Raw genomic sequence first — 19,513 nt, 5'->3', positions numbered from 1 at the left:
CAAGGCTGTGAAGCAGTCTTCACCCGCAGCGAACCGCCCAGGGGCCGGCGAATGGTTGCACAATACAACCAAACATGGTTGTATTGCGCAACCATTCCTGATGAGACCTTGAAAATGATCGACCCTTCGGTCGTGGAGCAAATCCGCTCCGCCTCACGCACGATGGTCCGTGAACTGGGCTTCATGCGAACGACGCTGGCAGGCACGGAGTACTCCCCCTCTGCCGTTCACACGCTGCTTGAGCTAGGCGAGCATGGGGAGCGGACTGCCGCTCAACTGGTGCAGGCGCTAGGGCTTGAGAAGTCCAGCGTCAGCCGCATGGTTGCCAAGCTCGTTCAACTGGGTGAACTGCAAGAGCATGAAAGTGAGCAGGATGGCCGCACGAAGCAACTGCGCCTGACCGAGCAAGGGAAACGCACCCTTGAAGAGATTCATGCCTACGGGCAAATGCAGGTCAGCTCAACGCTGGCCCCACTGCCCCCGCAAGAACAGCAGGTCATCGCCCAAGGCCTGAATGCCTATGCCCAGGCGTTGAAGGCTTCTCGCCAACAGCCCACCGAAACAGCGGCCTCCAGGATTCAAATCACCCTCGGATACCGTCCCGGCCTGATCGGACGCATGACGCAGATGCATGCAAGCTACTACTCGCGCCATGCCGGTTTCGGCCAGTTCTTCGAGAGCAGGGTTGCAACCAACATTGCCGAGTTTGCAGGACGGCTGGGGAATCCGCGCAACGCGGTCTGGGTCGCTGAAGACGCTGGCCGAATCGTAGGGTCGGTGGCTATCGACGGCGAGGACCTCGGGAACGATGAAGCTCACCTGCGCTGGTTCCTGCTGGATGATGGCTGCCGTGGTGGCGGTGTAGGTCGCCGGCTACTCACTGAAGCAGTCGCTTTCTGTGACCGGCAGAACTTCTCGGCAATCCAGTTGCATACCTTCAAAGGACTGGAAGCCGCCCGGCACCTCTACCAATCGCTGGGCTTCGAACTGACCCATGAAGAGCAAGGCAGCCAATGGGGCTCGACGGTTACGGAACAGCAGTTCACGCGTAAACGCTGACAATGGGACCGAGTGGCGGGGTAAGCAAAGGCAGGGAGGGCTAGGCGTACGGTGCGTCACGCTTTGGATCACCAGGCGGTGAAGAGCGAACGCCGTTCGAGAGCAGGACTTCGAGAGAAATGGAGGCAGCCCCACCAGCCACACCCCGGCACTCGATGTTCCCGCTGTGGCTGCTCCCTTCCGGGCCTGACCAGGTTAACGGGTAATCAATGCGGGGGGACCGGTGGGGCCACCATAACGCAGCTCATCAGGTGACGAGCCGCGCCATTGTACCGTTACGGGGGGAAGTTACAACCTTTGATGGCAAAAAAACCATCATTTCTCAAGGACTTGTCCGCCAGGCATGAGGTTCTCGGGGATTTGTGCCAGCCTCATCGCGGGACGAGCCCGCTCCCACAGGATAAATGCCAAGGCGCACCTGTGGGAGCGGGCTCGTCCCGCGATGAGGCCAGGGCAGGCAACATCAGACCGTGATGCCCTGCCCCGCCAGGAAGGCGACGAAGGCCTCTTCGTCCAGCACCTTGACCCCCAGCTCACTGGCCTTGGCCAGCTTCGACCCCGCTCCCGGACCTGCCACCACGCAGTGGGTCTTGCCGGACACCGAGCCCGCCACCTTGGCGCCGAGGCTTTCCAGCTTGTCCTTGGCGATGTCGCGGCTCATGCGTTCCAGGGTGCCGGTCAGCACCCAGGTCTGACCGGCCAGGGGCAGGCCCTCGGTGGTTTTCTTCTCGCTGTGCCAGTGCATGCCGAACGCTTGGAGCTGGGCTTCGATGGCGCGGGCGAGTTGCTGGTTGGCCTCGACCTTGAAGAACTCGCGCACGGCATCGGCCTGCTTGGTATTCAGGGCCTGGCGCAGGTCGATACCGTCGGCGGCGATGATCTTGTCGAGGGTGCCGAGCTTGTCCACCAGCTTCTCGGCGCCGGTCGGGCCGACCGAGGGGATGTCGAGTTTGGCGATCATGCCGGCAAGGGTGGTGCTGGCGGCGAACTCCGCCGCCAGCTCGCCCTGGTCCTGCAACTGCATGCCGCTGTCGAGCAACTGCTGGATGACTTCGCGGTTGTGCGCATCCTCGAAGAAGTTGTGGATCTCGTAGGCGACTTCAAGGCCGATGTCCGGCAGGTAGGTCAGCACCTGCGGCAGCGCCACCTGCACCCGTTCCAGGCTGCCCAGGGAGCGGGCCAGGACCTTGGCGGTCTCCTCGCCCACATCGGGGATGCCCAGGGCGAAGATGAAGCGCGCGAGCGGCGGGCGCTTGCTCGCCTCGATGGCTTCGAGCAGCTTGCGGCTGGAGACTTCGGCGAAGCCCTCCAGGTCGACGATCTGCTCGAACTGCAGCTTGTACAGGTCTGCCGGGGAACCGATCAGGCCTTCGTCGACCAATTGCTCGACGCTCTTCTCGCCAAGGCCGTCGATGTCCATCGCCCGTCGCGATACATAGTGAATGATCGCCTGCTTGAGCTGGGCGCCACAGGCCAGGCGGCCGACGCAGCGATACACCGCCCCTTCGCTGGTGGTCTCCTTGCCCTTGCTGCGCTTGACCAACTGCGTGCGCTCGACCTGCGAGCCGCACACAGGGCAGGCGCTCGGCACCTCGACCGGGCGGGCGTCATCGGGGCGACGCTCGAGCACCACCTGCATCACCTGCGGGATCACGTCACCGGCACGGCGGATGATCACCGTATCGCCGATGCGCAGGCCCAGGCGGGCGATCTCGTCCATGTTGTGCAGGGTGGCGTTGGACACGGTCACCCCGGCCACCTTGACCGGCTTGAGACGGGCGACCGGAGTCACCGCGCCGGTACGGCCGACCTGGAACTCGACGTCCAGCACCTCGGTGAGTTCTTCCATGGCCGGGAACTTGTGGGCGATGGCCCAGCGCGGCTCACGCGCACGGAAACCCAGCTCGCGCTGCGCCGCCAGGCTGTTGACCTTGAACACCACGCCGTCGATTTCGTAGGGCAGCGCGTTGCGGCGGGCGCCGATGTCCTGGTAATAGGCCAGGCATTGTTCGATACCGGCGGCGTGCTTGAGCTCAGGGCTGATCGGCATGCCCCAGACCTTGAGCTGCTCGAGGATGCCGATATGGCTGTCGCCGACACTCGCTGAAGTCTGGCCGATGCCATAGCAGCAGAATTCCAGCGGGCGGCTGGCGGTGATCTTCGAGTCCAGTTGACGCAGGCTGCCAGCGGCAGCGTTGCGGGGGTTGGCGAAGGTCTTGCCGCCGATTTCGGCCTGAGCGGCATTGAGCCGCTCGAAGCCCGCCTTGCTCATGTACACCTCGCCACGCACTTCGAGCACTTCAGGCCAGCCGCTGCCATGCAGCTTCAACGGGACGTTGCGGATGGTGCGCACGTTGGTGCTGATGTCTTCGCCGGTCGTGCCGTCGCCACGGGTGGCGCCCTGCACCAGCTGGCCGTCGCGATACAACAGGCTCACCGCCAGGCCATCGAGCTTGGGCTCGCAGCTGTAGTCGACCGCCTCGGCCTGGTCGAGCCCTTCGACCACGCGCCGCCCGAACTCACGCAGGTCGGCCTCTTCGAAGGCGTTGCCCAGGCTGAGCATGGGGATCTCATGGCGCACCTGGGTGAAGGCCGCCAAGGCTGCACCGCCGACGCGCTGGGTGGGCGAGTCGGGGGTGACCAGGTGTGGGTTCTCGGCTTCCAGGGCCTTGAGTTCGTTGAACAGCCGGTCGTATTCGGCGTCGGGCACACTGGGCTCGTCCAGCACGTAGTAGCGATAGTTGTGCTGGTCGAGTTCGGCGCGCAGTTCGTGGATTCGGTTTTCGGCGTTCATCTTTCAGGTCTCTTGCAAAGCAAAAGAGCAGCCTGGGTGATGCCGGCGCGGATCGGGATGCTGTTCAGCATGTACTGACCTCATCACCGGACAAGCCGGACGCCGCACCGCCGCTCCCACAGACAATCGTGTATCTGTGGGAGCGGCGGTGCTGCGTCCGGCTTGTCCGGCAATGGGGCCGGCACAGGCAATGACATCTGCCGAACCGACCAGCAATCCCATGGGCTGCTCTTGAGTCTGGATCTATCAGCGCTTCTGGGTCAGCGCACGGCGCTCGAACTCGACGATACGCTGGCGGTAGTGCTCGATGGTCTGCGCGGTCAGCACGCTGCGCTGGTCATCCTTGAGCTCACCGTCGAGCTCGTGGGCCAGCTTGCGCGCGGCGGCAACCATCACGTCGAAGGCCTGCTTCGGATGACGCGGGCCAGGCAGGCCGAGGAAGAAGCTGACCGCACGGGTGCTGAAATGGTCGATGTCATCCAGGTCGAATATACCTGGCTTGACTGCGTTGGCCATGGAGAACAGCACCTCGCCGTGACCGGCCATGCTTTCGTGGCGATGGAAGATGTCCATCTCGCCGAAACGCAGGCCGCTTTCCAGGATGTTCTGCAGCAACGCTGGGCCCTTGAAGCCACCTTCGTCACGGGAGATGACGCTGATCACCAGCACCTCTTCGACCGGAGGCAACTCCTTGGCGGCGTTGTTGCTCGTGGCGAAACCGCTGTTGCGGTTGTTGTCGGCACTGAAGTCGTCATCGCTGTCGGCGAACAGGTCCGGCTCGCGCGGTTCAGCGACCAGATTCAGGTCGCCCTGCTGCGACTCGGCAGCAGCACGCTTGCCACGCTTGGGCGCCTTGGCCGGCTTTGGCTCGCGCTCGCGTTCACGGGCCGGGGCGCTCATCGACGGCAGGTCGGTTTCGTCCAGCTCCGGCTCTTTATGCGTGTCCAGGACGCGCGCAGGGCCGAGCACCTCGGCACTGCCCTCGTCGTCCGGGAGGTTGGAATAGCTACGATCCAGACGGAACTTCAACTTGCCCTTGCCGCCGCGCATGCGGCGCCAGCCGTCGAAAAGAATACCGGCGATGACAATGATGCCGATGACGATCAGCCACTCGCGCAGACCGATTTCCATGTAATCCCGTGCCTCTATAAAAATATGCTTGAAAACAAAGGCTTCAAAGCCCTTTAACACGTGGCGCCAACTCTATGTTCTGACAGGCGTTTTACCCACGCAAAAAACGAGTGACATTAAGCTAGCACGACCAAAGACAACTTTACACCGTCTGTCGCACATGCAAGGCGCATTTGCCTACAGATATCGCCCAATCTTCACGCGTCAGGCGTCAACCATGGCCATGGCCTCCTCCACATCAACTGCAACAAGACGTGAACAACCGGGCTCATGCATGGTGACCCCCATCAATTGATCGGCCATTTCCATGGCAATCTTGTTATGCGTAATGTAGATGAACTGCACGGTCTCGCTCATTTCCTTCACCAACCGGGCGTAACGCCCGACGTTGGCATCGTCCAGCGGCGCATCGACTTCATCGAGCATGCAGAACGGTGCCGGATTCAGCTTGAAGATGGCGAACACCAACGCCAATGCGGTCAGTGCCTTCTCGCCGCCGGACAGCAAATGGATCGTGCTGTTCTTCTTGCCCGGCGGGCGCGCCATGATCGTCACCCCTGTATCGAGTAGATCTTCGCCCGTCAGTTCCAGATAAGCGCTGCCGCCACCGAAAACTTTTGGGAAAAGTGCCTGTAATCCGGCATTTATCTGATCAAAGGTATCCTTGAAACGGTTTCGGGTTTCCTTGTCGATCTTGCGGATGACGTTCTCGAGCGTCTCCAGCGCCTCGACCAGGTCAGCGTTCTGGGCATCGAGATAGCGCTTGCGCTCGGACTGCTGCTCGTACTCCTCGATTGCCGCCAGGTTGATCGCACCCAGGCGCTGGATCCGCGCTTCGGTCTGCTCCAACTCCTGCTCGGTACCCTGCTCGCTGGCCTCGGGCTCGAGCGTGGCGAGCACACCCTGCAGGTCGTAACCGTCGGCGAGCAGTTGCTCTTGCAAGGTCTTGCGCCGCACATCCAGGCCCTGGGACTCAAGGCGTGACTGCTCCAGTTGCCCGCGCAACAACTGGGCCTGCTGTTCAGCCTGGGCACGGCGTTTTTCGACGTCGCGCAGTTCGCGATCGGCCTCGTCCATGTGCAGGCGCGCCTGGCGCATTTCCTCATCGACACTCATGCGCCGTTCGAGCAGCTCTTCGAGCTTCAGGCGCAACTCTTCCAGCGGCGCCTCGCCCTCTTCAAGGTTGAGGCTCAACTGCTCCTGGCGCTCGCTCAAGCGTGCAGCCTGCTGCTCAAGACGTTCCAGGGCCTGGCGCGTGGAGTCGTGCTGGGCACGCAGGGAACCCAGGCGCACCGCCAACTGGTGGGCATGGTCCTTGTGCTGACGAGCCTCCTGGCGGACGCGGTCGAGGGTTTCGCGCAGGGTGTCGCGACGGGCCATCAGTTGTTCACGCTGCTCGGTGTCCTGGGCCATGAGGTCCAGGGCTTCCTGCAGCACCAGGCGTGCTTCGCCCAGTTGCTCATGCTCCAGGGCGCGTTGCTCCTGGAGTTCGGCCAGTTCTTCCTGCAAGCGGCGGCGGCGCAGCTCCAACTGTTCGGCACGAGCACGCCCGGCAGACAGGCTCGCCTTCAGCTCGCCAAGCTGCCGGTTTTCGTCCTGGCTGCGGCGGCGCAGTTGCTCGCGCTGTTCTTCATGGGCGAGCTGTTGCTCGCGAAGGTCTTGCAGCTGCTGCGTGAGCTGTTCGAGCAACGCCTCGTGCTCCAGTTGCTCATGGCCGAGGCGCTCGATCTCCTGCCCTCGCGCCAACACGCCACCCTGGGACTCGCCACCGCGGCTGACCCGCAGGAAATGCCGGCCCACCCAGTAGCCATCGAGGCTGACCAGGCTGTGGCCCTCTTCAAGCGTGGCGCGCAGGGCCAGGGCCTGCTCCAGGGACTCGACCGGCTTGACCTGGCCGAGCCAGGGTGCCAGATCGATGCGTCCGTCGACCTTGTCCAGCAGGCTGCCGGGCAGGCGCGCACCCTCGCCGCTCGCCTGCAGCAGGCGCAGGTCGCCCTGCTCCAGGGCGGCAAAATCAAGTGCAGCAAAATCGTCCACCAGCACCGCCTGCAAGTCGGCACCCAGTACGGTCTCCACCGCCAGTTCCCAGCCGGGCTCCACACGCAGCCCTTCAGCCAGGCGCGGGCGGCTGCCCAAGCCCTGCCCCTGTAGCCATTCAGCCGCGCCACTGCCGGGTTCGAGGGCCGCTTGCTGCAGGGCCTCCAGTGACGCCAGACGCCCACCCAGGCGCTGCAATTCACCCTGCTGTTGCTGCTGGGCCTGGGTCGCCTGCTGCAGTTGCTCGCGCACAGCCTCAAGCCGCTCGACTACCTGCTGCTCCTGCAACTGCAACGCTTCGAGCTGCAACTCGCTGCCAGCCACCTGCTCCGACAGTTCGAGCATGGCGGCGTCCTGGGGATCGGCGCCCAGTTGCTGGTTCTCTTCGCTCAGCTTGCGCTGGCGCTCGGCCAGACGTTCCAGGCTGCTCTCCAGCTGCTGCAGGCGTGCCTGCTGGACCTCGGCCTGACGCCGTGGCTCGGCGGAGCGGGTATTGAAATCGTCCCACTGAGCCTGCCAGCCGTGCATGCCCAGCTCGGCCTCCTCGAGCGTCGCAGCGGACTCTTCGGCGGCGGCGAGGGTCATTTCCTGCTCGGGCTCGAGCATCGCGAGATCTTCGGCCAGGGTCGCCAGCAGGGTGCGGTCGTGGCCCAGGTGCGACTCGGTTTCCAGGCGCGTGCGCTCGGCTTCCTTGAGATCATCCTGCAACTGGCGCAGGCGCTGCTGGCCGTGCTGGATGCTCTGCTCGACCCGGGCGATATCGCCCGCTACGGAATAGAAGCGCCCCTGCACCTGGTTGAACCGCTCGGACAGCTCATGGTGCCCGTCGCGCAGGCGTTCGATGCTGGCATCGGCATTGCGCTGCTCGGCCACCAGTGCCTCGAAGGCCACTTCCTGGTCACCGATGATGCTTTCGCGCTGGCGCACGCGCTCATCCAGTGCACGCCAGCGCAGTGCCGACAAGCGCGCCTTGAGTTGGCGCTCCTGGGCCTTGTATTCGCGGTATTTCTCGGCGGCCTGGGCCTGGCGATGCAGGCGTTCGAGCTGGCGCTCCAGCTCTTCGCGCAGGTCGGTCAGGCGCGCCAGGTTCTCCTGGGTGCGGCGGATGCGGTTCTCGGTCTCGCGGCGACGCTCCTTGTACTTGGAGATGCCCGCCGCTTCCTCGATGAAGTTGCGCAGCTCCTCGGGCTTGGCCTCGATCAGCTTGGAGATCATGCCCTGCTCGATGATCGAGTAGCTGCGCGGGCCCAGGCCGGTGCCAAGGAAGATGTCAGTGATGTCGCGGCGGCGGCACTTGGTGCCGTTCAGGTAATAGGTGTTCTGCGCGTCGCGGGTGACCTTGCGGCGAATGGAGATCTCGGCATAGGCGGCGTATTCACCGACCAGCGTGCTGTCGCTGTTGTCGAACACCAGCTCGATGCTCGCCTGGCTCACTGGCTTGCGCCCGGAGGAGCCGTTGAAGATGACGTCGGTCATCGACTCGCCACGCAGGTTCTTCGCCGAGCTTTCGCCCATCACCCAGCGTACGGCGTCGATGATGTTGGATTTGCCACAGCCGTTGGGCCCGACCACCGCCGCCATGTTGCTGGGGAAATTGACCGTGGTGGGGTCGACGAACGACTTGAACCCGGCCAGGCGAATGCACTTGAGGCGCATCGGTCAGGCCTGCGCCAGCGCAGCCAACACCAGCTCGCAGCTGCGTTGGCAATAGGCGATCAGCACCTCGCGGATACGCGGCAGGTCGCGCAGCAATACTGCCTCCAGCAGACGGGCGAACAGGTCGACGTAGTCGTCCATGCTGGCCTGGCGTTGATCCAGCGCCAGGTAGTAGGCGCGGCTCATGGCCGGCTGCAGGTTCTCCACGGTCTCTTGCAGGTAAGGGTTGCGTGCGAAGGGGAAGGCAGCGCGCATGACGGCGAAACTTTCGGCGACGAACGCCTTGATGTCCAGGTTGCTGCGGGCCTGGTGCAGGCGCTGCTGGATCTCCAGGAACGGCAGCAGGTCGGTCTCGCTGCGCCACTGCTGGGCGACGGCGTTGCCCAGCAGGATGTACAGCTCGCCCATGAGGCTGCACAGGCTGCGCACGCTGTGCTCGTCGAGCTCGGTGACGTGGGCTCCGCGGCGCGGCAGGATCGCCACCAGATGACGACGTTCAAGAATCAGCAGCGCTTCGCGTACCGAGCCGCGGCTGACATTCAGGGCCTGGGTGACCTTCTGCTCCTGGATGCGCTCGCCGGGTGCAAGCTCGCCGCGAATGATCCGCTCGGCCAGATAGTGGGCAATTTGCTCGGAGAGGCTGTCCGGCGCCTTGAACGTCATGATTTTCCTTCGGAATCGAAAACGGGGCACGAAAGGCGCGATTGTAGCGCACTCGCCGGGCTTGCGCGCAGCGGCGCGCGAGGCTTTGTGCGACCTGTCGGTCAGTTGCCATGTCCGGCGCGATCTATGCTTGTAAAGAGACAGGGTTGGGCGGCCAGAACCCGGCACGGGCAAAATCTTGACCTTTGGGTCAGAAAAATATTGACCTCAAGGTCAGCCCTTGCTTAGAGTCCGCCCAACAACAATAAAACCATTACGAGGCCTTCCCCGTGATCCAGTTTCTCGTCAACCAGGAGCTGCGCAACGAGCACGCCCTGGACCCGAACATGACGGTGCTGCAGTACCTGCGCGAGCACCTGGGCAAACCCGGCACCAAGGAAGGCTGCGCCAGCGGCGACTGCGGCGCCTGCACCGTGGTCGTGGGCGAACTGACCCCGGATGACCTGGGCCAGCCAACGCTGCGTTATCGCAGCCTCAACTCCTGCCTGACGTTCGTTTCCTCCTTGCACGGCAAGCAACTGATCAGTGTCGAGGGCCTCAAGCACCAGGGCGAGCTGCACAGCGTGCAGAAGGCCATGGCCGACTGCCACGGCTCGCAGTGCGGCTTCTGCACTCCAGGCTTCGTCATGTCGCTGTTCGCCCTGCAGAAGAACAGCAGCGGCCACGACCTGCACCAGGCCCAGGAAGCCCTGGCCGGCAACCTGTGCCGCTGCACCGGCTACCGGCCGATCCTCGACGCCGCCGAGCAGAGTTGCGCCCGCCCCTGTCAGGACCAGTTCGACGCCCAGCAGGCGCAGACCATCGCCCGTCTCCAGGCCATCGCCCCGCAGCAGACTGGCGAGCTCAACAGTGGTGACAAGCGCTGCCTGGTCCCGCTGACCGTCGCCGACCTGGCCGACCTGTACAGCTCGCACCCCGAGGCACGCCTGCTCGCCGGCGGCACCGACCTGGCACTGGAAGTCACCCAGTTCCACAAGACCCTGCCGGTGATGATCTATGTCGGCCATGTCGCCGAGCTCAAGCGCATCGACAAGACCAGCAGCCACCTGGAAATCGGCGCCGCCACCCCGCTCACCGACTGCTATGGCGCGCTGAACGAGGAATACCCCGATTTCGGCGCCCTGCTGCACCGCTTCGCTTCGCTGCAGATCCGCAACCAGGGCACCCTGGGCGGTAACATCGGCAACGCCTCGCCGATCGGCGACTCGCCACCCCTGCTGATCGCCCTCAACGCACAGATCGTCCTGCGCCAGGGCGATCGCCAGCGCACGATGGCGCTGGAAGACTATTTCATCGACTACCGCATCACGGCCCGCCAGGACAGCGAGTTCATCGAGAAGATCCTGGTGCCACGCGCCAGCAGCGAGTGGACGTTCCGCGCCTACAAGGTGTCCAAGCGTCTGGACGATGACATATCTGCGGTATGCGCAGCGTTCAACCTGAACATCGAGAACGGCGTGGTCGGTGGCGTGCGCATCGCCTTCGGTGGCATGGCAGCGATTCCCAAGCGTGCCCGTGCCTGCGAGGCGGCGCTGCTTGGCAAGCCCTGGAACCAGGCGAGCATCGAGCGCGCCTGCCAGGCACTGGCCGAAGACTTCAGCCCGCTGACGGATTTTCGCGCCAGCAAGGAATACCGCCTGCTGACCGCGCAGAACCTGCTGCGCAAATACTTCATCGAACAGCAATCGCCGTACATCGAGACCCGGGTGACCGCTTATGTCTAACCATCACGCCGTCAAGAGCCAGGCCGAGATGGCCGAACTGTTCAGCCAGGACCTGACCAGCGGGGTCGGTCGCAGCGTCAAGCACGACAGCGCCGACAAGCACGTGTCAGGTGAAGCGGTGTACATCGACGACCGCCTGGAATTCCCCAACCAGTTGCACGTCTATGCGCGCACCGCCGACCGTGCTCACGCGCGCATCCTGCGCATCGACACGTCCCCCTGCTATCAGTTCGAAGGCGTGCGCATCGCCATCACTCACGAGGACATTCCAGGGCTCAAGGATATCGGCCCAGTGGTCGCGGGCGATCCGCTGCTGGCCATCGACCAGGTCGAGTTCTTCGGCCAGCCGGTGCTCGCCGTCGCCGCCCGAGACCTGGACACCGCTCGCCGCGCCGCCTTGGCGGCCATCGTCGAGTACGAGGACCTGGAACCGGTGCTCGATGTGGTCGAGGCCTTGCGCAAGAAACATTTCGTGCTCGACAGCCACACCCACCAGCGCGGCGACTCGGCCAAGGCCCTGGCCAGTGCCCCGCATCGCCTGCAAGGCACCCTGCACATCGGCGGCCAGGAGCACTTCTACCTGGAAACCCAGATTTCTTCGGTGATGCCCACCGAAGACGGCGGCATGATCGTCTACTGCTCGACGCAGAACCCCACCGAGGTGCAGAAGCTGGTCGCCGAAGTGCTCGACGTGCCGATGAACAAGGTGGTGCTGGACATGCGCCGCATGGGCGGCGGTTTTGGTGGCAAGGAAACCCAGGCCGCCAGCCCCGCTTGCCTGTGCGCGGTGATCGCGCGCCTCACCGGGCAGCCGACCAAGATGCGCCTGCCGCGGGTCGAGGACATGACCATGACCGGCAAGCGTCACCCGTTCTACGTCGAATATGACGTCGGCTTCGATGATAAAGGCCGCCTGCACGGCATCGAATTCGACCTGGCCGGCAACTGCGGTTATTCGCCGGACCTGTCCGGCTCGATCGTCGACCGCGCCATGTTCCACTCCGACAACGCCTACTACCTGGGCGATGCCACGGTGAACGGCCACCGCTGCAAGACCAATACCGCGTCGAACACCGCCTACCGCGGCTTCGGCGGCCCGCAGGGGATGGTCGCCATCGAGCAGGTGATGGACCACATCGCCCGCCATCTGGCGCTCGACCCGCTGGCGGTGCGCAAGGCCAACTACTACGGCAAGACCGAGCGCAACGTCACCCACTACTACCAGACCGTCGAGCACAACCTGCTCGAGGAAATGACCGCCGACCTGGAAGCCAGCAGCGACTATGCCGAGCGGCGCAAGTCGATCCGCCAGTTCAACGAACATAGCCCGGTGCTGAAGAAGGGCCTGGCTCTGACCCCGGTGAAGTTCGGCATCTCGTTCACGGCCACCTTCCTCAACCAGGCGGGCGCCTTGATCCACATCTATACCGACGGCAGCATCCACCTCAACCACGGCGGCACCGAGATGGGCCAGGGCTTGAATACCAAGGTCGCCCAGGTGGTGGCGCAGGTGTTCCAGGTCGATTTCAACCGCATCCAGATCACTGCCACCAACACCGACAAGGTGCCCAACACCTCGCCAACGGCGGCGTCCAGCGGCGCCGACCTGAACGGCAAGGCGGCGCAGAACGCGGCCGAAATCCTCAAGAAACGCCTGACCGAGTTCGCCGCCCGGCACTACCAGGTCACCGAGGAAGATGTCGAGTTCCGCAACGGCCATGTCCGCGTGCGCGACCAGTTGCTGAGCTTCGAGCAACTGGTGCAACAGGCCTACTTCGCGCAGGTGTCGCTGTCGAGCACGGGCTTCTACCGCACGCCGAAGATCTTCTACGACCGCAGCCAGGCGCGCGGCCGACCGTTCTACTACTTCGCCTTTGGCGCCGCCTGCGTCGAAGTGATCGTCGACACCCTGACCGGCGAGTACAAGATGCTGCGCGCCGACATCCTGCACGACGTCGGCGACTCGCTGAACCCGGCGATCGACATCGGTCAGGTCGAGGGTGGCTTCATCCAGGGCATGGGCTGGCTGACCACCGAGGAGCTGGTGTGGAATGCCAAGGGCAAGCTGATGACCAACGGCCCGGCGAGCTACAAGATCCCGGCGGTGGCCGACATGCCTCTGGACCTGCGCGTGAAGCTGGTGGAAAACCGCAAGAACCCCGAGGACACGGTGTTCCATTCCAAGGCCGTGGGCGAGCCGCCGTTCATGCTCGGTATCGCGGCCTGGTGCGCGATCAAGGATGCGGTGGCGAGCCTCGCCGACTATCGCGTGCAGCCGCACATCGACGCCCCGGCGACACCCGAGCGGGTGCTGTGGGGGTGCGAGCAGATGCGCAAGACAGTGGCGCAACAGCAGCCGACCGAACAAGAACTGGAAACCGTCACCCACTGACAGCGAGGGATTCCCTGGGAGCGGGCTTGCCCGCGAATGTGAGGATGGCCTTACCGTCCTCTTCGCGGGCAAGCCCGCTCCTACAGGGTCCTCAGCATGGTTTAGAGAGGCTACATCATGCACCAATGGATCAATGCCCTCGCCGACCACCAGTCCCGCGGCGAACCCTGCATCCTGGTGACCATCATCGAGGAGCGCGGCTCGACGCCACGCAACGCCGGCTCGAAGATGGTGGTCAGCGCCAGCAGCCTGTTCGACACCATCGGTGGCGGGCACCTGGAATTCAAGGCCCTGCACATCGCCCGGCAGATGCTTGCCGAGCAGCGCAGCACACCGCATCTGGAGCGCTTCAGCCTGGGCGCGAGCCTGGGCCAGTGCTGTGGCGGCGTCACGGTGCTGTTGTTCGAACCCATGGCGCCGGTGCAGGCGCAGATCGCGGTGTTCGGCGCGGGCCATGTCGGCCGGGCTCTGGTACCCTTGCTCGCCGCATTGCCCTGCCGGGTGCGCTGGATCGATTCGCGCGAGCAGGAGTTCCCGCCGCTTATCCCCCACGGGGTGACCAAGGTGGTCAGCGAGGAGCCGGTCGACGAAGTGGCCGAACTGCCGCCGGGCAGCTACTGCATCGTCATGACCCACAATCACCAGCTCGACCTGGAACTGACCGCCGCCATCCTCAAGCGCAACGACTTCACCTGGTTCGGCCTGATCGGCTCGAAGACCAAACGGGTCAAGTTCGAACACCGCCTGCGCGAGCGCGGCTACGACGATGCCGTGCTGGCACGCATGCGCTGCCCCATGGGCCTGCCGGAGGTCAAGGGCAAGCTGCCCATCGAGATCGCGGTGTCCATCGCCGGCGAAATCATCGCCACCTACAACGCCTGCTTCGGCCAGCATGACGCTGGCGCCAACGCAGGCCCCATTGCCCAGTTGCTGCCGCCCTCCCGGCGCAGCCAAGCCATTTGACGAGCGCTTTATGACTGCAACCCGCAAAGCCTACCGAGCCGCCATCCTGCACAGCATCGCCGACCCTGCCGAGGTCGGCCTGGAGGCCTCCCACGAATACTACGAAGACGGCCTGCTGGTGGTCGACGAAGGCCGCATCAGCGCCCTGGGGCACGCCACCGACCTGCTGCCGACCCTCGACGCCGATATCGAAGTGGTGCACTACCAGGATGCCCTGATCACCCCGGGCTTCATCGACACCCATATCCATTTCCCGCAGACCGGCATGATCGGCTCCTACGGCGAGCAACTGCTGGACTGGCTGAACACCTACACCTTCCCTTGCGAAAAGCAGTTCGCCGACAAGGCCCATGCCGACAAGGTGGCGAAGATCTTCCTGCAGGAACTGCTGCGCAACGGCACCACCACCGCGCTGGTGTTCGGCAGCGTGCACCCGGAGTCGGTCAACGCCCTGTTCGAGGAGGCCGAGCGCCTGGACCTGCGCCTGATCGCCGGCAAGGTGATGATGGACCGCAATGCCCCTGACTACCTGACCGACACCGCCGAGTCGAGCTACAGCGAGAGCAAGGCGCTGATCCAGCGCTGGCATGGCAAGGCTCGCCTGCACTATGCGGTGACGCCGCGCTTCGCGCCCACCAGCACGCCTGAACAACTGGCCATGGCCGGACAACTGCTCAAGGAGCATCCGGGCGTGTACCTGCACACCCACCTGTCGGAGAACCTCAAGGAGATCGACTGGGTCAAGGAACTGTTCCCCGAGCGCAAGGGCTACCTGGACGTCTACGACCACTTCGAACTGCTGGGCGAGCGCTCGGTGTTCGCCCACGGCGTGCACCTGTGCGACGAGGAATGCCAGCGCCTGGCCGAAACCGGCTCGGCCGTGGCCTTCTGTCCGACGTCCAACCTGTTCCTGGGCAGTGGTCTGTTCAACCTGCCTCAGGCCGAGCGTTTCAAGGTCAATGTCGGGCTGGGCACCGACGTGGGCGCCGGAACCAGCTTCTCGCTGCTCAACACGCTGAACGAGGCGTACAAGGTGATGCAACTGCAGGGTGCGCGCCTGCACCCTTACAAGTCGCTGTACCTGGCGACCCTCGGCGGCGCCCGCGCCCTGCGCCTGGACGACCGCATCGGCAGCCTGCGCGCCGGCAACGATGCCGATTTCGTGGTGCTCGACTACAAGGCCACGCCGCTGCTGGACTACCGCATCCAGCAATCCAACAGCATCGAGGAGACCTTGTTCGTGCTGACCACCCTGGGCGATGACCGTACCGTGCGCGAGACCTTCGCCGCGGGGCGCTCGGTGCATCGGCGCTGATGCACAAAGGGCCGCTGCGCGGTCCATCGCTGGACGAGCCCGCTCCCACAGAGAAAGCACCAGGCCCAAGGGGTGTGCTGTACCTGAACTGCCGCAAAGGTTGGATTCATGTCCAACTTGGCAGCAGTCCAACCTGTGGGAGCGGGCTGGTCCGGCGATGGGCTGCGCAGCAGCCCTCGGTCATTCATTCAGGCAAACGATCAACCCTTGGCGGCAGCCTTGGGTTTTTTCAGCAGGTGCGAGAACACCGCATGCAGGTCGTCGGACGCGCTGTCTTCGTCAAGGTTGAGCTTGCTGTCGATATGATCCATGTGATGCATCATCAGGCTCACCGCCTGCTCGGCATCGCGCGCCTCGATGGCGTCGATCAGCTGCATGTGCTCGTCGTACGAGCAATGCGAGCGGTTGCCGCTTTCGTACTGGGCGATGATCAACGACGTTTGCGACACCAGGCTGCGCTGGAAGCTGACCAGCGGTGCATTGCCGGCCGCCTCGGCCAGCTTGAGGTGGAACTCGCCGGAAAGACGGATGCCGGCGCCACGATCGCCACGCGAGAAGCTGTCGCGCTCCTCGCGGACCATCTGGCGCAGTTCGTTGAGTTGCTCGCCGGTGGCGTGCTGCACCGCAAGCTCGGTGATGGCGCGCTCGACCATGCGCCGGGAGAAGAACACCTGGCGCGCCTCCTCCACCGTGGGGCTGGCCACGACCGCACCACGGTTGGGTCGCAACAACACCACGCTTTCATGGGCCAGACGCGACAAGGCGCGGCGAATGATGGTGCGGCTGACGCCGAAGATCTCGCCCAGCGCTTCCTCGCTCAACTTGGTGCCCGGCGCCAGGCGCTGTTCGAGAATGGCCTCGAAAATGTGCGCATAGACGATGTCGTCCTGGGTACCGCTGCGGCCGGCCTTGGCTGTGCGCGCAGGTTTCTTCAGAGGTTGCAGCTGTTCGTTCATGGGCACTCGAGCACAAGGGATCGGCCAGTGGAACCTCGACTGTAATACCTGTCAGAGGGTGGCTGGCAAGTCCTGGGGTGAAAAAAGGGATCAAGGTATCTGCGCATTGTACACAGGCTGAGCCGTTTCTGCAGGTGGCCAATTCCCATATAGCTGCGCTGACGCAGATTGTGCGCACAAAAGATAAAACATTATTTGCATTCTTTGTACACAAAAGCATAATCCATCGAGCAACTTCCTGACCCAAAAGTCAACAAAGCCGTCAGGCGTCTGCCACCCCCTCGCGGAGCCGCCAAGTGCATGCGCAGGACCAAGGCTCCAGAACAACAAGAAAGACTTGAGGAGTACTCGCTGTGGAAAGCCGCAAATCCGAAGCCCCAACGCTGGATCTCGCTGCGTCGCCCCGACCGGGATGGCTGGAGCGGATCTTCAAACTCCGGCACCACGGCACGACCGTCAGGACCGAAATGATCGCCGGGATGACCACCTTCATCACCATGGCCTACATCATCTTCGTCAACCCCAACATCATGGCCGACGCCGGTATCGATCACGGTGCCGCCTTCGTCGCCACCTGCATCGCCGCCGCCCTGGGCTGCCTGCTGATGGGCCTGTACGCCAACTGGCCGGTGGGCCTGGCACCGGGCATGGGGCTCAACGCCTTCTTCACCTACACCGTGGTCGGCACCATGGGCTACACCTGGGAGGCCGCGCTGGGCGCCGTGTTCGTCTCGGGCGTGCTGTTCATGCTGCTGACCCTGTCGCGGGTGCGCGAGTGGCTGCTCAACAGCATTCCGGTGAGCCTGCGCCATGCCATGGGTGCCGGGGTCGGGCTGTTCCTCGGGCTGATCGGCCTGAAGACCGCCGGCATCATCGTCGACAGTCCGGCGACGCTGATCAAGCTCGGTTCGCTGCATGAACCCGGACCGCTGCTGGCGGCCGTGTGTTTCCTGATGATCGCGGTGCTGAGCTACCACCGGGTGTTCGGCGCCATTCTCATCAGCATCATCGCCGTGACCCTGGCCGGCTGGGGCCTGGGCCTGGTGCAGTACGGCGGGGTGTTCTCGCTGCCACCGAGCCTGGCACCGACCTGGATGGCCATGGACGTGGCCGGGGTATTCAACGTCAGCATGATCAGCGTGGTGCTGGCCTTCCTGTTCGTGCACATGTTCGACACCGCCGGCACCTTGATGGGCGTGGCGCAGCGGGCGAACCTGGTGGCCCCGGACGGTCGCATCGAGAACCTGTCGCGTGCCCTTAAAGCCGACAGTGCCTCCAGCGTGTTCGGCGCCGCAGTAGGTGTACCGCCGGTGACCAGCTACGTGGAAAGTGCCGCCGGGGTCGCCGCGGGCGGGCGCACCGGCTTGACGGCGGTGGTGGTCGGGCTGCTGTTCGTCGCGGCGATGTTCTTCGCCCCGCTGGCCGGGATGATCCCCGCCTATGCCACGGCCGGCGCGCTGATCTACGTGGCGATGCTGATGATGGGCAGCATGGCGCACATCAACTGGGACGAGGCGACCGACAGCATCCCGGCGATCGTCACCGCGATCATGATGCCGTTGACCTTTTCGGTAGCCGACGGCATCGCCCTGGGCTTCATCAGCTACGTCGTGCTCAAGGCCGGGACCGGCAAGTACAAGGAAATTTCCGCAAGCCTGTGGGTGCTGTGCGTGATCTTCATCGCCAAGTTCGTGTTCCTCTGAAACGTCGCCGGGCCCGCAACGGGCCCGGCCCACTCCAGCCGTCAGGAATTTTTCGGAAACCCAATTGGTCGCCGCACCCCTGGATGGATTAAAGTATCACCCCCTGCCCGGCAACCGCCCTCCCCCAAGCGCCCGGCCCATTTCCAGGAACCGCCGACGATGGAACACCGTGAAGCGCTGATCGCGCTGCGCACCTTTCTCTCCTCCCAGATCCTTGGCCAGGAGAAGCTGGTCGAGCGCCTGCTGATCGTCCTGCTCGCCGACGGGCACATGCTGGTCGAGGGTGCACCGGGCCTGGCCAAGACCAAGGCCATCAAGGAGTTGGCCGAGGGTATCGAGGCGCAGTTCCACCGTATCCAGTTCACCCCCGACCTGCTGCCAGCCGATATTACCGGCACCGAGATCTATCGTCCGGAAACCGGCAGCTTCGTGTTCCAGCAAGGGCCGATCTTCCACAACCTGGTCCTGGCAGACGAGATCAACCGCGCCCCGGCCAAGGTGCAATCGGCACTGCTCGAGGCCATGGCCGAGCGCCAGGTCAGCGTGGGCCGCAGCACCTACGAGCTGTCGCCGCTGTTCCTGGTCATGGCCACGCAGAACCCGATCGAGCAGGAAGGCACCTACCCGCTGCCCGAAGCGCAACTCGACCGTTTCCTCATGCACGTCAAAATCGGCTTCCCCGACGCGGCCGTCGAACGTCGTATCCTCCAGCAGGCCCGTGGCGAGGCGCTGGGCGGCGAGGTCAAGCCGGAGCGCCAGGTCAGCCAGCAGGCGATCTTCGCCGCACGCAAGGAAATCCTCGGCCTGTACATGGCCGATGCCGTGGAGGAATACCTGGTGCAACTGGTCATGGCCACGCGCACCCCGGCCAAGTTCGACAGCGAACTGGCCGACTGGATCGCCTACGGCGCCAGCCCCCGTGGCTCGATCGCCCTGGACCGCTGCGCACGTGCCCATGCCTGGCTGGCCGGGCGCGACTTCGTCAGCCCGGAAGACATCCAGGCCGTGCTGTTCGACGTGCTGCGCCACCGCGTCATCCTGTCGTTCGAAGCCGAAGCTGCGGGCATCGACCAGGACCGAGTGGTACAGCGTATCCTCGACGTCGTCGCCGTCGCCTGAC

The 19,513-nt window shown here is 64.2% G+C and carries 12 protein-coding genes and 1 other RNA gene; 7 read left to right on the top strand and 6 right to left on the bottom strand.

Annotated features, from left to right (window positions below):
* Positions 1-114 precede the first annotated feature (114 nt).
* The gene (locus APH44_RS16360; RefSeq protein WP_054893634.1) at positions 115-1,059 is read left to right on the top strand and encodes a helix-turn-helix domain-containing GNAT family N-acetyltransferase; all 945 of its coding nucleotides are present in this window, start codon (positions 115-117) and stop codon (positions 1,057-1,059) included.
* Positions 1,060-1,188: 129 nt separating this feature from the next.
* Here APH44_RS16360 and ffs read toward each other — a convergent pair.
* The 5 genes from ffs to APH44_RS16340 all read right to left on the bottom strand — a co-directional run bounded on the left by ffs (position 1,189) and on the right by APH44_RS16340 (position 9,340).
* Positions 1,189-1,285, bottom strand: an RNA gene (gene ffs, locus APH44_RS29185) — signal recognition particle sRNA small type.
* 237 nt (positions 1,286-1,522) lie between these two features.
* Positions 1,523-3,853 carry an NAD-dependent DNA ligase LigA gene (gene ligA / locus APH44_RS16355; protein WP_054893633.1) on the bottom strand — a complete coding sequence of 777 codons (2,331 nt, stop codon included), beginning with the start codon at positions 3,851-3,853 and terminating at the stop codon, positions 1,523-1,525.
* 246 nt (positions 3,854-4,099) lie between these two features.
* Positions 4,100-4,984: a cell division protein ZipA gene (gene zipA / locus APH44_RS16350; RefSeq protein ID WP_054893632.1), complete on the bottom strand. Its 885-nt coding sequence runs from the start codon at positions 4,982-4,984 to the stop codon at positions 4,100-4,102.
* Between the two features lie 204 nt (positions 4,985-5,188).
* Complete coding sequence (gene smc / locus APH44_RS16345) at positions 5,189-8,677, bottom strand: chromosome segregation protein SMC (protein WP_054893631.1); 3,489 nt, start codon at positions 8,675-8,677, stop codon at positions 5,189-5,191.
* Positions 8,678-8,680: 3 nt separating this feature from the next.
* Positions 8,681-9,340 (bottom strand): GntR family transcriptional regulator, encoded by a 660-nt coding sequence (locus APH44_RS16340; protein ID WP_054893630.1) that lies wholly within the window; start codon positions 9,338-9,340, stop codon positions 8,681-8,683.
* Between the two features lie 269 nt (positions 9,341-9,609).
* On the opposite strand from APH44_RS16340, the gene xdhA reads away from it, so the two are divergent.
* The 4 genes from xdhA (at position 9,610) to guaD (ending at position 15,734) form a co-directional block, all read left to right on the top strand.
* On the top strand, positions 9,610-11,064 hold the full coding sequence (xdhA, locus tag APH44_RS16335; RefSeq protein WP_054893629.1) for a xanthine dehydrogenase small subunit: 1,455 nt from the start codon (positions 9,610-9,612) through the stop codon (positions 11,062-11,064).
* Positions 11,057-13,456 (top strand): xanthine dehydrogenase molybdopterin binding subunit, encoded by a 2,400-nt coding sequence (gene xdhB, locus APH44_RS16330; protein ID WP_054893628.1) that lies wholly within the window; start codon positions 11,057-11,059, stop codon positions 13,454-13,456. The genes xdhA and xdhB overlap by 8 nt, the downstream gene beginning before the upstream one ends.
* Before the next feature lie 117 nt (positions 13,457-13,573).
* Complete coding sequence (xdhC, locus tag APH44_RS16325; protein ID WP_054893627.1) at positions 13,574-14,419, top strand: xanthine dehydrogenase accessory protein XdhC; 846 nt, start codon at positions 13,574-13,576, stop codon at positions 14,417-14,419.
* A 10-nt stretch (positions 14,420-14,429) separates the two neighbouring features.
* Complete coding sequence (guaD, locus tag APH44_RS16320) at positions 14,430-15,734, top strand: guanine deaminase (protein ID WP_054893626.1); 1,305 nt, start codon at positions 14,430-14,432, stop codon at positions 15,732-15,734.
* Positions 15,735-15,934: 200 nt separating this feature from the next.
* Here the strand turns inward: guaD and APH44_RS16315 are convergent, their stop codons facing one another.
* Positions 15,935-16,690, bottom strand: a complete 756-nt coding sequence (locus APH44_RS16315; RefSeq protein WP_054893625.1) for a GntR family transcriptional regulator — start codon at positions 16,688-16,690, stop codon at positions 15,935-15,937.
* A 467-nt stretch (positions 16,691-17,157) separates the two neighbouring features.
* Here APH44_RS16315 and APH44_RS16310 point away from each other — a divergent pair, with 467 nt between their 5' ends.
* Entirely contained in the window at positions 17,158-18,393 is a 1,236-nt protein-coding gene (locus APH44_RS16310) for an NCS2 family permease (RefSeq protein WP_371105597.1), read from the top strand.
* Between the two features lie 159 nt (positions 18,394-18,552).
* Positions 18,553-19,512 (top strand): MoxR family ATPase, encoded by a 960-nt coding sequence (locus tag APH44_RS16305; protein WP_054893623.1) that lies wholly within the window; start codon positions 18,553-18,555, stop codon positions 19,510-19,512.
* Position 19,513 lies beyond the last annotated feature (1 nt).

The sequence above is a fragment of the Pseudomonas sp. NBRC 111143 genome (assembly GCF_001320965.1).
In the GTDB taxonomy this organism is placed as follows: Bacteria; Pseudomonadota; Gammaproteobacteria; order Pseudomonadales; family Pseudomonadaceae; genus Aquipseudomonas; species Aquipseudomonas machongensis.
Note: the sequence above shows the minus strand (reverse complement) of the source record. Positions and strands in the feature narration are given on the sequence as shown.